At 44.3% G+C, this 13424-nt stretch carries 10 protein-coding genes; 6 read left to right on the top strand and 4 right to left on the bottom strand.

What is annotated here, in order from left to right; all coding sequences use genetic code 11:
• Window positions 1-20 precede the first annotated feature (20 nt).
• Together IHV80_RS03185 and IHV80_RS03190 are read left to right on the top strand one after the other, a co-directional pair.
• Window positions 21-1571 (top strand): Na+/H+ antiporter NhaC family protein, encoded by a 1551-nt coding sequence (locus IHV80_RS03185; RefSeq protein ID WP_192890035.1) that lies wholly within the window; start codon window positions 21-23, stop codon window positions 1569-1571.
• A gap of 551 nt (window positions 1572-2122) precedes the next feature.
• Window positions 2123-2716, top strand: a complete 594-nt coding sequence (locus tag IHV80_RS03190) for an acetate uptake transporter (protein ID WP_192890036.1) — start codon at window positions 2123-2125, stop codon at window positions 2714-2716.
• A 159-nt stretch (window positions 2717-2875) separates the two neighbouring features.
• On the opposite strand, the gene IHV80_RS03195 is transcribed toward IHV80_RS03190, so the two are convergent.
• The 4 genes from IHV80_RS03195 to IHV80_RS03210 all read right to left on the bottom strand — a co-directional run bounded on the left by IHV80_RS03195 (window position 2876) and on the right by IHV80_RS03210 (window position 8285).
• Entirely contained in the window at window positions 2876-4423 is a 1548-nt protein-coding gene (locus IHV80_RS03195) for an alanine/glycine:cation symporter family protein (protein WP_192890037.1), read from the bottom strand.
• A gap of 456 nt (window positions 4424-4879) precedes the next feature.
• Complete coding sequence (locus IHV80_RS03200; protein ID WP_192890038.1) at window positions 4880-6235, bottom strand: MBL fold metallo-hydrolase; 1356 nt, start codon at window positions 6233-6235, stop codon at window positions 4880-4882.
• Between the two features lie 146 nt (window positions 6236-6381).
• A complete protein-coding gene (locus IHV80_RS03205; protein WP_192890039.1) occupies window positions 6382-7149 on the bottom strand; it encodes a 1-acylglycerol-3-phosphate O-acyltransferase in 768 nt (255 codons plus the stop codon).
• Between the two features lie 197 nt (window positions 7150-7346).
• Entirely contained in the window at window positions 7347-8285 is a 939-nt protein-coding gene (locus IHV80_RS03210; RefSeq protein WP_192890040.1) for a hypothetical protein, read from the bottom strand.
• Between the two features lie 256 nt (window positions 8286-8541).
• Here IHV80_RS03210 and IHV80_RS03215 point away from each other — a divergent pair, with 256 nt between their 5' ends.
• The 4 genes from IHV80_RS03215 (at window position 8542) to IHV80_RS03230 (ending at window position 13189) form a co-directional block, all read left to right on the top strand.
• Window positions 8542-9336 (top strand): YeeE/YedE thiosulfate transporter family protein, encoded by a 795-nt coding sequence (locus IHV80_RS03215; protein WP_192890715.1) that lies wholly within the window; start codon window positions 8542-8544, stop codon window positions 9334-9336.
• Window positions 9337-9382: 46 nt separating this feature from the next.
• Window positions 9383-10111, top strand: coding sequence for a DUF429 domain-containing protein (locus IHV80_RS03220; RefSeq protein WP_192890041.1), 729 nt, complete (start codon window positions 9383-9385; stop codon window positions 10109-10111).
• Between the two features lie 82 nt (window positions 10112-10193).
• Window positions 10194-11003 carry a M15 family metallopeptidase gene (locus IHV80_RS03225; protein WP_192890042.1) on the top strand — a complete coding sequence of 270 codons (810 nt, stop codon included), beginning with the start codon at window positions 10194-10196 and terminating at the stop codon, window positions 11001-11003.
• A 305-nt stretch (window positions 11004-11308) separates the two neighbouring features.
• Window positions 11309-13189 (top strand): ATP-dependent zinc protease family protein, encoded by a 1881-nt coding sequence (locus tag IHV80_RS03230; protein ID WP_192890043.1) that lies wholly within the window; start codon window positions 11309-11311, stop codon window positions 13187-13189.
• Window positions 13190-13424 lie beyond the last annotated feature (235 nt).

A 13424-nucleotide genomic window follows, 5' to 3' on the forward strand; every position in this document is an offset into this window, starting at 1 on the left:
TTTAGGGTTAAGGTGTACCTATGGAACAGACAGATATCACGTCACTCATCCCCATTGTGATTACTTTGGTGTTGTCGTTGGCGACAAGGAATGTGGTGATAGGCCTTTTTGCTGGCGTGCTAAGTGGCGTTGCGATGCTTACTGGTATGTTTAGCGAACTTAACCCGCTTGATACGTTTGGTACCATGGTTAAAGGTTACCTAGTCCCTCAACTTACCGACAGCTATAACGCTGGTGTGATCATGCTGTTGGTGTTCATCGGAGGCTTTGTTGCTCTGATGGAGAAATCGGGTGGTGGTGTTGCGTTTGCAAAACGTGTTACTCAGTGGGTAAGCAACAAATGCCAAGCTCAAATCTCAGCATGGTTTGGTGGAATCGTTATATTTTTCTCAGACTTAGGCACCCCTTTAATTGTTGGCCCTGTTTTTCGTCCTCTTTTCGATAAACTAAAACTCTCAAGACAGAAGCTAGCATTCATCATTGATTCAACCTCATCGCCAGTTGCTATCCTTATTCCTTTTATTGGATGGGGCGTTTACATCATGAGCCTGATCCAGAAAGAATTTACTGCGTTGAGCGTTAACATGTCTGACTGGGATGCTTTCATCGGTGCGATTCCTTTTCAGTTCTACGCATTCCTCGCGATCTTCATCGTGCCTTTGGTGTCAGTCAAAGATTTAGATTTTGGACCAATGGCGAAAGCGGAGCGTGATTGCCAAGCGGGAATCGATGCTGGCGTGAATAGCGACTCACTGAATCCGTTCTCGCATAAAAATGCAAAGGCATCATTTGTTTGGGCTCCGTTGTTAGTGATGCTGGTGGTGTTGTGTACCATGTTAGTTCCACAAGGCTTCCCATTTCAAAAGGTTGCAGGTTCTTCATTCAGAGCGGCTTTATCATCGGCTTATTTCTTTGCCGCGATTACCTTGATCTCGCTAATGGCTTACTACGGTGTAAGAAAGCTGTCTGATGGTGTTTCTGTGTACTTAAAAGGCATGGGAAATATGATGCCAGTAGCGATCATCTTGGTATTGGCTTGGGCGTTAAGCACCGTCGGTAAAGAGCTAGGTGCAGCCGCTTATATTGCCGAGCAAGCACAGAGCGGTTTTCCTTATTGGCTCGTGCCTGCGGTCGCTTTTTTGTTGTCGGCGATTATTTCATTCGCAACGGGATCGTCGTGGGGAACCTTCGCGATAATGATGCCATTGGTTATTCCAACCGCGATTGCGATTGATGCACCGCTACTCGTCGCAATTGGCGCAGTGTTGTCTGGTGGCTTGTTCGGTGATCACTGCTCACCGATCTCTGAAACCACGATTCTTTCTTCTACAGGGGCAGGGTGTGATCAGTTTGAGCACTTTAAAACTCAACTTCCTTACGCATTGATGAACGGCTCTATCGCTTTGGTCAGCTTTGTCGTGGCAGGATTCACGGGCAGTTCATTGGTGGTTTTAGGTGCGCTTGTTGCTCAACTCGTGATTGTGACTTTGTTAGCGAAACGCGATGCAAGTAAGCATGCTCAATCAGAAATTCAATCTCAAGCGTCTGAATCCAAAGCACAACAAGTGTAATTTAAGATTACAGAAGAGGTCGAGATTCCAGTTATCTCGTCCCTCGATTCTGGAATGACGATTTAATCAATAGATCCGAGATGCGAGATGCGAGTAAACGAGTAACGAAAAGCTCGTTCTCTGTTGTTCTTAATCTCACTTATTCGCACCTAAGTAAGCCTCGTCATTCCCTACAGTGAGGAACGAACGTGATAGGGAATCTCTTGAGTGCTCTCGGTGTTTATATCGAAGGGAGATTCCAGATACCTCGTCCCTCAATTCTGGAATGACGATTCAATCAAGAGATGCTCTTCGTATCTCTCATCTCGGTTACTCGTATCTAAGTAAACCCTCATTCCCTACAGCGAGGCACGAGCGCGATAGGGAATCTGCTTATTGATAGTTTCTGTGAATTGATTTGCATTATTATGAAACTAATTTTCCATGTGATCATTTCGACAATCTTAGTTTGCGTTAACTTGATTATCCTTTTTGTCGGTTTATAGATTAAAATTTTCTTACAAATTTTATCGATTTTTTTTAATCAACCACTTTAATAAGGTAAATTCGCAATGTCGACCAAACTAGCTAACCCAGCGCCACTAGGCTTAATGGGTTTCGGTATGACCACTATTCTTCTTAATATCCACAACGCAGGTTTCTTCCCAATGGATTCAATGATCCTTGCGATGGGTATTTTTTACGGTGGTTTGAGCCAAGTTATCGTGGGCACAATGTGTTTCAAACGTGGTGACACGTTCGGTACAACTGCGTTTACTTCTTACGGCCTATTCTGGTTGTCTTTGGTTGGTTTGATTGTAATGCCTTACATGGGCCTACCAGCAAGCCCTGCAGCATTCATGGGTTGGTACCTACTGTTATGGGGCATCTTCACAGGCTTCATGTTCATCGGTTCTCTATGCTACCCAGTAGCGAAGCAGGTAGTATTCGGTTCACTAACTATCTTGTTCTTCCTACTTGCAGCTCATAATTTCACTGGCAGCTCACTGATCGGCACTATCGCTGGTTTTGAAGGTATCTTCTGTGGCGCTTCAGCTATCTACTTTGCAATGGCACAAGTAATCAACAACGAATACGGCCGCACAGTACTGCCTATCGGTGAGAAGAAAGCACCTCAAATGGCAACACAAGAAATCGCTGCTTAATACTCTAACTCGGGAACAGTTAGTTTGTTATAAGCCGTTTATTTGTTATGAATAAAACAAAAGGGGTTAGCCGAAATGGCTAACCCCTTTTTTATGCGTTATTAATAGCGCGAGTTAAATCGAACTACTTATTAAAGCAATCTATTTGTTAAGGCAATCTTACGATGAAGGTTGCTCTACAGGTTTAGTGTCTGCAGCTTCTGCTTCAGGAGATTTACCTGTTTTACGTTTGTACTTCTCTTCCCAGTAAGTAGCACCTTTGATGCCTAGTTTTACAGGGTTGAATGTGTACTCAGTTACGCCTTGTTTCTGTTGCTCTTCATAATCAGCAAGTGCTTTAAGCGCTGGCTTAGACATGAAGAAGATGATCAGAATACCTACGATGTTTAACCATGCCATCAAGCCAACACCAACATCACCCATTGCCCATGCAAGGTTTGCTGTTTTGACTGTGCCATAGAAAACTGCAGTGATAAGAACAAGCTTAAGTACGAACATCATGCCAGGGATCTTGATGGTACGACGTAGGTAAGCAATATTCGTTTCTGCGATGTAGTAGTAAGCAAGAATCGTTGTAAATGCGAAGAAGAACAGAGCAAATGCGATGAATGGCTTACCAATGCCTGGTAGCGCACTTTCAATAGCAAGCTGTGTAAATACAGGACCATTTGCACCAATGTTTGCTGCTAGGTTCTGTACAAGGAAGACACCTTCAGCGCCGCCGTGAACGTTGTAAGCACCAGTGATGATGATCATGAACGCTGTAGCTGAACATACTAGAAGTGTATCGATGTAGATAGAGAACGCTTGTACCAAACCTTGCTGAGCTGGGTGATCGACATTTGCCGCCGCTGCCGCGTGAGGACCAGTACCTTGACCCGCTTCGTTTGAGTAAACACCACGCTTAACACCCCAACCAATTGCAGCACCAAAGCCCGCCATAGGTGTGAATGCATCGCCAATAATCATTCCGAAAACAGCTGGCACTTGGCCTATGTTTAGCAAGATGATAACGAACGCAATAATGATGTAAGCCAATGCCATGAATGGAACAACGATTTGAGTGAAGTTCGCAATACGTTTAACACCACCAAAGATGATGAAAGCAAGGATGATAGCAACAACAGTACCAGTAAAAATTTTAGCGAAACTGAATGTACCGATAGCTGTTTCAATCATGTCGCCTGAGCCAAATGCAGCTTCTACAGCATTACCAATACTGTTTGACTGAACACCTGGAAGCAAAATACCACATGCAAAAATAGTCGCGATAGCGAAGATCCATGCGTACCATTTTTGCCCCATCGCTTTTTCGATGTAGTAAGCCGGACCACCACGGAACTGGCCTTCGTCTTCTTCTTTGTAGATTTGCGCTAGCGTAGATTCTGCGTAAGCAGTCGCGGCGCCAAAGAAAGCTACAACCCACATCCAAAATACTGCACCTGGGCCACCGAAACCGATAGCGGCAGCAACACCAGCAATGTTACCTGTACCGACACGGCCAGATAGCGAAACGGCTAGAGCTTGGAAAGACGAGATGCCTTTTGATGAGCTTTTACCCGATAGTAGCAAGCGCCACATTTCAAAGAAGTGACGGATTTGAACAAATCGAGTCATGATGGAGTAGAACAAACCTGCACCTAAACATAGGTAGATAAGTACTGGACTCCAGATTATTCCATTCAAAAAATCAACGAATGACTGCATGAGTATTTTCCCTGTTAGTTTTGCTTATGATTGTTTTTCGAACAACACAATACTTCACTTGTAACCCAAGTGTTAAATTATTTAACTGCGCATTAGGATTACTGTGACATAAAGCAAGTTACAGAGGGTGTTTGTTAACGCTTAGTGCTAATTCAATAATCGTTCCATTTAGCTTCATATGCAATCAATTGTATTTTTAGGTGTTTGGCTGAGTGAATAAATAGTGATTAATACAAAAAGGGAAATTTGAGGCGTAAAGAAGAAGGAAAATTGAGAAAAACAGCGGTGAACACCGCTTAGCATGAATGGCTATTATGTGAATGGTTGGGTGGAGTAAGCTAGAACATATCACCGACATTGAGTCCATGGGCAGGCCTAAGTGGCTGCATTCTTAAGGATGTGATTATGGCTGTTTTGATCTTTATCAAAGGGGAAGTCGCGAATTTGGTCACAACTTCAAACAACCTTGAATCCTTGTTTCAGCAATTCTTTAGTGAACTCAGACTGAGTATTTGGCTCCCCGTGTATCAAATGTACTTCTTTGGGGGGAACGGAAATTCCTGTTATAAATCTGTTGAGATCCTCTTTATCTGCATGAGCAGAGTAGCCAGACATGCCATGAATTTGAGCATTGACCTCAACCAGTTTGTTATCAATTGAAACCTGTTTTTCGCCTTGTTGGAGTTCACGCCCAAGCGTTCCGTGTGCTTGGTATCCCGCTAAAATCACATCGGTTTGTTTGTCGGGAAGCAAAGCCGATAAGTAGTTCATTATTCTGCCGCCCTGACACATTCCAGAGGCTGCGACCACAATCGCGGGTTCGCCGGTCGAACGTAGGCGATTGACGATTTTCTTGTGCATTCGATGTCCATCAACCGTAATGCATTGCTCAAATGCAAGTGGGTGACGTTTCAGTTCTAGGCGTTGCTTTGCCTCTTGCCCCCATAACTCTTTAAAGCGTCGGTATGAACGCGTCACTTTCTCTGCCATAGGAGAATCGAGGATGATAGGGATATCGGCGCTCAGTCGATGCTCAAAGATCAGGTTTTCAATATCAAACAACAGTTCTTGTGTTCTGCCGATACTAAATGCCGGGATCAGGATTACACCACCATCAAGTAGCGAACGATCTATGATGGTTTTGAGGCGCTCTGCTCGTGTCGCAATATCGTCGTGCGTGCTAGTGCCATAAGTGGATTCAATAAATAGGTAATCGGCTTGTTGTGGTGATTTTGGATCGGGTAGCAGTGGAGTGTTACTTGGGCCCAAGTCGCCAGAAAAGACCACCACCTCTTGGTTGGGTAACTTTATCTCTATATAGGCCGAACCTAAGATATGTCCTGCAGGTTGAAAGCGAGCATACAGAGTATTTAGCCTATGATGATCCTTTCCGTTGTTTTGCTGTTTATAGACAATCGGAAACCAACCCCCATAAGGCTTAGGAGCAATTAACGAATGAATTTTTTTAAGGATGAGTTTGGATTGTTTATGACTGAGCCCTTGCAGTTTTAGTCCGTCTTCAATCATTAAAGGGGCAAGTTCAGCCGTCGCCTGAGTGCAATAAATCGGTTGGTTAAAGCCACTCGCGAGCAACCAAGGTAACCGTCCGATGTGGTCAATGTGAGTATGGGTAAGCAGCAGAGCATTTAGGTGAGAGGTTTCAAATTCAATATCAAGTGGACGTGCGTCTGCACCTTGAGACTCTTTACCTTGAAACAAGCCACAATCGATGAGCACCGATTGGCCTGAATCTCTTAATTCGTGACAAGATCCTGTGACGGTATATTTGCCACCATGGTGAATCATTTCCATCGTTTACTCCCATTGCTTTTACAGCCGTTAGTCCCTGTTTGTATTTTGAGGATAAGCGCCAGCAAGTAAAACAAGAGCAATGAGAGTTGCGATCGTTGAGTGTCTTTTTAAGTAATTGAGCAATGACTCAGTGGGTTCGTTGCGAGTTAGTTCGTAGAAGAACGGTCTGAATCCAGTTCTGGGTTTTGTTGCGTCTCTAAACGAGCCACTTCGGCATCTAACTGTGCTATTTTTTGTGCCATGAGCGCCTGACAGCGATTCGCTAACTCTCTTGCGTCGCTGAGCTTGTATCCAGACACATCGATAGGCTCAAGCATCTCGGTGATCACAATGCCATTGTTAACTCGGTTGAGGTTAATCTTATTGTGCGTGGTGCTGGTACACATCGGGGTGATAGGCACACCGGCTTCAATCGCCATTCGGAAAGCGCCAGTTTTGAAAGGCAGTAGTCCACGCCCTTTACTGCGCGTTCCTTCAGGATAAACCCAAACAGACAGATCTCTCTGATGAATCGCTTCCGCCACTTGCTTGATGGTATCGCGTGCTTTGGACTTATCTTCACGGTTAATCATGATGTTACCAGTGATCCAATACAGCAGGCCAAAGAAAGGTACATACAGCAAATCGCGCTTGCCTAAAGAAACGGTACGAGGCCTTAGCATCCCAGGGTCAGTCACAAAGTCTAATATGCTTTGGTGGTTAGAGATGTAGACGCTTTTTTCTGACGTCGGCGCATTGTCTAGGCCGCGCTGCACCAGTTTTACACCGACGATCTTTTGTAGCTGATTGAACCAACGGCAGAAAACGTACACATGCTTAGGGTTCTTGGGGCTAAACAAGCAGTAAACAAAAGCACAGAGGGTGGTGAAAATAATAAACACCGTAGCCAAAATAATGCGAAGAACAGCAAGCACAATTCACTCCTTACTCACCGCAAGATTGCAGTGATTAAATAGTTTTAGATGCTTGAAGTTTTCACTCTATTTAACCGAATTGCAACAATTAACTGTGATAGAGGATAATTTTTAGATCTTTATATAAAACAATGACTAACAAAGTGTGTTTGACACGGTTATCGAGCTTACACGTGTTCACCGGTAGGGAGGTATGTTCACCAATACTGTTTATTTGGATCCGACTTTTCTACCCATTCAGGATCTTGTCGCGACTCTAAGTAGAGCTGTAGGCCGTTATAAGACATGAAAGCCGCTGGGCCACCAAGATGCTCGAAATAGTCAAAATAATCATCTTCAAGTGCGCAAAGGTGAGCTAAATCTTTAACGTTATTCATCATTGCCCATTGAATAGCGAAAGCCGGAGCTGTCGAACCTGAAATGCTGACCTCTTCGACGTTTGGGTTGAACAGTGAATTGGCTTGTTCAAGCAGTATCTTTTCTTGCTCAGACTCTTGCTGCAAAATCTCTTCGATGATCTCCGAGCGCTTGGTATTGGAGACATTCTTGTTTAGTTTGGCGATTCGCAACGCGTAGCTAAAACGGTCTGATGAAACGATGTCGACAAGCTGCGATAACAGTTCTTTATCCACCCCTGCAGCTTTGGTGAAGTAGTCGATACACGAATTGATTGAAGCATAACGAGTACCGTCGAATTCAAAGCCACTGGTTTCGTCGTAGACCTCGATTACAATGTCATCAACCGACAAAGACCAGCCTTTATAGTCGATTCGCTGCTTGGCTATTTGATACATATTCCAAGCGCTGCGCCCAAACCCGCCAAGTGTCGATCCAGAGAAATCTGAATCAATAAGCTCTTGTTCCGTCCAATTTTCACCAATCCCTAAGTGCTTTGCGTACTTATCGATGAGTGCGTGCTTTATCTGATCGCGCACAGCCCAAATTGAAGTCAGATCTTTTGCATACCTAACACTTGCGCACTCCTTGCAAGCAGGCAGTGCAATCGGTGAATAGTCTATCTTGGCAATAGCTTGTGCAGTCTTAGGGAATTCAACAACCTCATTGGAAGGTTCACCACAAAACCAACAGGTGTGGCGTAGGTTGAATGGGATGTCTATGTACGAGTATGTGGTCATTAGTCTTTTATCGGCTGGGTGCTTGAGGTTGGTTTAATTATCAAAACAATTATCCCTGTTCGGGCTTGTCCTTGCACGCTGTTATTGGATGTTCTGACTATATTTAACCAACGACAATAATAAAATCAACGCAATTCGGAGGCTATGTATGTTGTTTATTCTCGCTTTACTCTGCATATTCTTATTGGGGTATCTCGCTCAAACTACAGGCCTTTGCATGGTTCGGGGAGTTAAAGAGGCGACAAGCGGATCACCAATGTTGATTGTCGCGATTGTGTTTAGTGGCTCATTGGCTTGGGTGTTTATGGCATTAGGATCGGCAGTGGAAGGACGAGCTTTATCTTCTGCGTTTTGGCCGAGTCTGTTTTCATTGTTCGGCGGTTTTTTATTTGGTATCGGAGCTGCGATTAATAGTGGCTGCGGGGTATCGACGGTGAGTCGTTTAGCGCGTGGCGAAGTGGTTATGTTGGCGACCATATTAGGATGGTTCGTTGCTTGGTTGTTGTTTGCTCCAGTGTTGCCTACGGAGTTAAAAGGATCTCGGTTGGTATTATCTGATTTTTCCCGATATGCATTCCTTGGGATCATTTCGTTCATTATTGTGGTGAGTTGCTACTTTATGAATGCGGTAAATCGCAAGTTATGGTTCTCAATGTTGGGTATTGGGTTAATGGCAGGCTTTGTATTCCTGTATGAACCGCACTGGACGCCAAGTGGTTTATTGAAATCTATGGGTACTTCACTCTGGCATGGTAGGGCTGAAGATTGGCCAAGCAGCGAGCGCTTTATATTGATGATCTCGCTGTTAGTTGGAATGGTCAGTGCCGCGTTGTTTACTGGGTCTTTTTCTTTGAGGTTGAGTCCGATACGTCGATTAAGTAAACACTTGGTTGCGGGTGTGCTTATGGGCTTTGGAGCAGTAATGGCTGGTGGCGGGAACGATACTCAGCTTTTAGTCGCGATGCCGGTTCTGTCGTTGGCGGGTGTTTTTTCTGTGTTGAGTATCATTGTGGGTATATATACCGGAGTTAAGTTGATTCAAAGCCGATAGTTAGGGACAGTACGTAAATAACATGGGCATGTAATTTGAGAAAACAATGAAATACATCGGAATTGATGGCTGTAAGACCGGGTGGATCGCTTGGATTGTCTCTCACAATGAGATACCTACGTTCAAAGTAGTAAATACGCTCGATGAGTTGGTTGATGAGCTGACGGGATCAACAACGTTAATCGATATGCCTATTGGTTTTAGTGATTCACTGACTCCAGATAGATTATGCGATAAAGCAGCAAGACGTTTTCTCACCAGCAAGCGTGGTTCTTCCGTGTTTCCTGTACCGTGCCGCGAGGCGGTTTACCAAGCCGATTATATTTCGGCGTGTAGTGCCAATGTGGAGCAACTGAGTAAGAAGTTCTCTAAGCAAACTTGGGGGATTGTTCCTAAAATCCGAGAGTTGGATAAACTTATCGATGATCACCCAAACTTATCGATCAGAGAGTCTCACCCTGAGGTGGTGTTCGCTGCCTTGAAAGGCGAGCCGCTAACCTTCTCAAAACGAGCACAAGAAGGCAAAGAAGAAAGGCTTTCTATTATTCAGCAACTCGCCCCTCGCTGGAGTGACTGCTTGTCGTTAGCAATTTCAAATACCAAGCGCAAAGACGTCGCGATAGATGATATCTATGATGCTTTTGTACTGATGTCGATCGCCTATAACGCTCCGCAATTATCGACCTTACCTGAGCCTTCTGATATTGGTGGAGAAGCCGATGTCGACCAGAACGGACGAGTTCGAGAGATTGTCTATTGGAACAAAACGCGCTAACAAAGCGTGCGTTTAGCTTTGTTTAATGTGTTATTTTCCAACTCCTGCTACTTTTCACTCTTACTATTTTTGAGTCTTTGATATGAAACGTTTTATTGTCGGCTGGCTGGCCACTGTGCTCAGTACTGTGAGTAACGCCCAAGTTGCCCCTATATCTCAATGGCAATGTGACATGATGAAAAAGAACAATGTCTTGAGTCATGGTGCGCCTGTTGGTTGTGAGCGACTATCCAAAGTGGATTTCGATTTCATTAATTTCAACGGGGAAACGCAACAGGGCAATATAATCGTGCTTGATGTTGTTGCGCCTTCCGTTGAACGAATTTTTTCAGAGCTCAAACAACGCAATTTCCCTCTTCATTCCGCTCGCCTAATGCGTGAATTTAACGGTGACGATAACGCCTCAATGGACGCGAACAACAGCAGTGCCTTTAACGCTCGTCCTATTACAGGCGGAGGAGGTTGGTCGAAACATGCCTATGGTGTGGCGATAGACATCAACCCAGTTCAAAACCCTTTCTTAGAGTTCGATAGCAGCGGAACCATCACGGTAAAGCCATCGCAATCGGCTACCCGCTATGTGAACCGTACTCGCTTTCGTGCGCGTGATGAAATTGAACGCAGTGGCATGGCAGAAGATGTGGTTGAGCTTTTTGCCCATCACGGATTTATGATCTGGGGAGGGGATTGGAATAGCCCAATCGATACTCAGCATTTTGAGGTTGGCTCAAGAAAGTTCGTCAATCAACTGCTCTCTAAACCACAACCTGAAGCCAAAGTGTTATTTGAGCGTTACGTCGAATCTTATCGCCAATGTTTTAATCAGAATAAAGGCGAGGGCGCAGAAAAAGCTCGTGCTATCTGTGCAAAGAAAACAGTCGGTACTTTTTAGTGCTATGTTTATCTAGAACCGTTTGTGTTTTAGCAAGTTAAACTCGCTTCAGGTGTGTTTTGAATAGCTAAGGTCAGCGCTTGTCGTTGGCCTTTTTTATATTTGTTTCTCCAATATCACATCGACTATTGAACAGGTTATTGGGTATCCATTAGTCAATAACTGATGAAGTAATGCGGCGCAAAGTCATCGGTTTGTCATTGAAAAAGTCATAACGTAAACGTTATGTGAGAACCATTGCTGGTGGGGGAACTCTTTGCCGAATCGCCAGTATTATTAGTGAACTGATCATAACGGACCAACTAATGAAAAAGATACCTTTGGCTCTAACTCTTTTAAGCACTCTACTTTTTTCACAATATTCTTTGGCTACAGACACTTCACACACTACTCAAAACCCGACTTACGAAATCGATGGTAAGGCGGTACTAGGCCGTACAGAGAATGTGTACCTCTCTAGCGTTCAAGGGCTTAAAGACGTTCCTTTCATTGGCAAAATCGACACTGGTGCAGAAACGACCTCTATGCATGCCGAAGACATTCATGTGAAGAGCTCGAATGCCGATTACAAAAATCTTAAAGACAAAGAGTTGATGGCGGCGTTAACCGAAGATCTGTTGAACAATAGCGATGTTGATTACGATGATTGGGAAGGCAGCACCTTTGCGAAATATGAAGCGGTTGTGTCTTTCAAGGTTCAAAACCCACGTACGGGTGACATGGTATTAATCGAAGCGCCTTTAGAGCGTGTCAGCATGATACGCAGCCGCACCAGCAGCACGCCTTTACTTCGTCCTACGGTTAAGATGTCGCTGACCATTGCTGATCAAGAATTAAAAACAGACGTTAATCTGACCGACAGAAGTCACTTCTCTGCGCCAGTGCTGATCGGCAAAACCTTTCTTGCTGATAACGCCTTAGTCTTTGCTGGCTACGACTATTTGCAAGAGCAAGAAAACGCGACGGTTGTTGGACGTAAAGAGGTGGTGTCTATTTCGGGCATGGCGATGAACGCGACCTTCTCTTTAAAGAATCGCTACAGCATTTTGCATGCAAAAGACATCGATATAGATAAGAAGAACAGTGAAGTGACGTTTGATATGTTCGACAACGATGGCAAGCAGAAAGAGATGACACTGCCATTAGTTCGTATGTTAAGCGTGAGTGGTAAGAAAAGACCTTTGGTGTATGTGCCGGTTCAACTCGATGAAAATACAACTAAAGACGTTCTGGTGTACCTACGTGAGCGCTCGAGTAGTGAGTCGCAGTTGAGATTTGGAACCAGCACAGCCAGTGAGCTCTTCATGATTGATACCAATGCAGAAAATATTCTTTCTGAAGGTTCAGAGAGCTTTAGTGATGTAGCTAAAAAGAGTGAACCTTTGGTTATTTCTCCAGAAGAGGACATCACCCTTGATGACTTCCCGCTAAAGGCCGTTGCTTCTTTCACTGTCAACACGCCTTTGTTGAAGGTCGACAGTTTTGAAATGACAGGTAAAGGCAAAGACGCATCCGTTGAATTTTACCTTACGGATGTAAACGGTGAGAAGCAGAAGGTGACCAAGCAAATTATTAAGAAGCTTAAAGTCGGTGATGATACTCGTCCGGTAGTGAGTGGTGAGTTTGCGGTCTCTGGTAAAGTTCGTCAGCAAGACTTCGCGATTGATGTATTGGATAGCAACGAAAAAGAGGCCTACTTCATTCTAGGCAAGAAGATGGCGAAAGAAGGCGTGTACGTGAACACGCGTTCTGACTACCTATTGAAAGCGGAACCTCTGTTTAAAGTAGGGCACATTGAAGTCGTTGAAGTGAATGGCATGACATTCCCTGCCAAGCTAGACACAGGTGCCGATGTGAGCTCAATGAATGCCGTCAACATCAAACGATTCAAGAAAGATGGCCAAGACATGGTGAGCTTCACTTATCAAAACAACCAAGGCGATAAGCAAGATTTCACTAAGCCAGTGATTGATGTAATGCGCATTAAAGCCAAAAAAGGCGAGAAGGTGAACATTCGTCCTGTGGTCGAAATGAACGTTAAGTTAGGCGATTTAGAGAAGAAGGTGAGAGTGAACCTTCAAGATCGCTCACGCTTTGAATACAGCATGATCCTAGGTAAGAACTTCCTAAAGCATGGCGCGGTAGTCAGCAGTGATGAAGATTACTTGCTGGGCGAGATGGAGTAACACCTAAACTTATCTAAGTTCGTAATAGAATCGTTCTAAACAGCCACACATTTCAGCAATGGGATGTGTGGCTTTTTGTTGAGTATCTGTTTTTGAAGTTGATGTACTAGCAATTAAGTCACTGCTCTCTATCAACTTCTGTATCTTAAGATAAAAAAAAGGGCCAACTCTTTCGAGTTGGCCCTTTCCAAACGTTTGGTGGAGCTGGCGGGAGTTGAACCCTCTCGCCTTGCAA

It is taken from the genome of Vibrio bathopelagicus (assembly GCF_014879975.1).
Lineage (GTDB): Bacteria > Pseudomonadota > Gammaproteobacteria > Enterobacterales > Vibrionaceae > Vibrio > Vibrio bathopelagicus.

Coding starts and splice junctions, on each gene's coding strand:
- IHV80_RS03190 (WP_192890036.1), top strand. CDS start 2,123: ATGTCGACCAAACTAGCTAACCCAGCGCCACTAGGCTTAATGGGTTTC.
- IHV80_RS03225 (WP_192890042.1), top strand. CDS start 10,194: ATGAAACGTTTTATTGTCGGCTGGCTGGCCACTGTGCTCAGTACTGTG.
- IHV80_RS03210 (WP_192890040.1), bottom strand. CDS start 8,285: ATGACCACATACTCGTACATAGACATCCCATTCAACCTACGCCACACC.
- IHV80_RS03185 (WP_192890035.1), top strand. CDS start 21: ATGGAACAGACAGATATCACGTCACTCATCCCCATTGTGATTACTTTG.
- IHV80_RS03230 (WP_192890043.1), top strand. CDS start 11,309: ATGAAAAAGATACCTTTGGCTCTAACTCTTTTAAGCACTCTACTTTTT.
- IHV80_RS03215 (WP_192890715.1), top strand. CDS start 8,542: ATGTTGATTGTCGCGATTGTGTTTAGTGGCTCATTGGCTTGGGTGTTT.
- IHV80_RS03200 (WP_192890038.1), bottom strand. CDS start 6,235: ATGGAAATGATTCACCATGGTGGCAAATATACCGTCACAGGATCTTGT.
- IHV80_RS03195 (WP_192890037.1), bottom strand. CDS start 4,423: ATGCAGTCATTCGTTGATTTTTTGAATGGAATAATCTGGAGTCCAGTA.
- IHV80_RS03220 (WP_192890041.1), top strand. CDS start 9,383: ATGAAATACATCGGAATTGATGGCTGTAAGACCGGGTGGATCGCTTGG.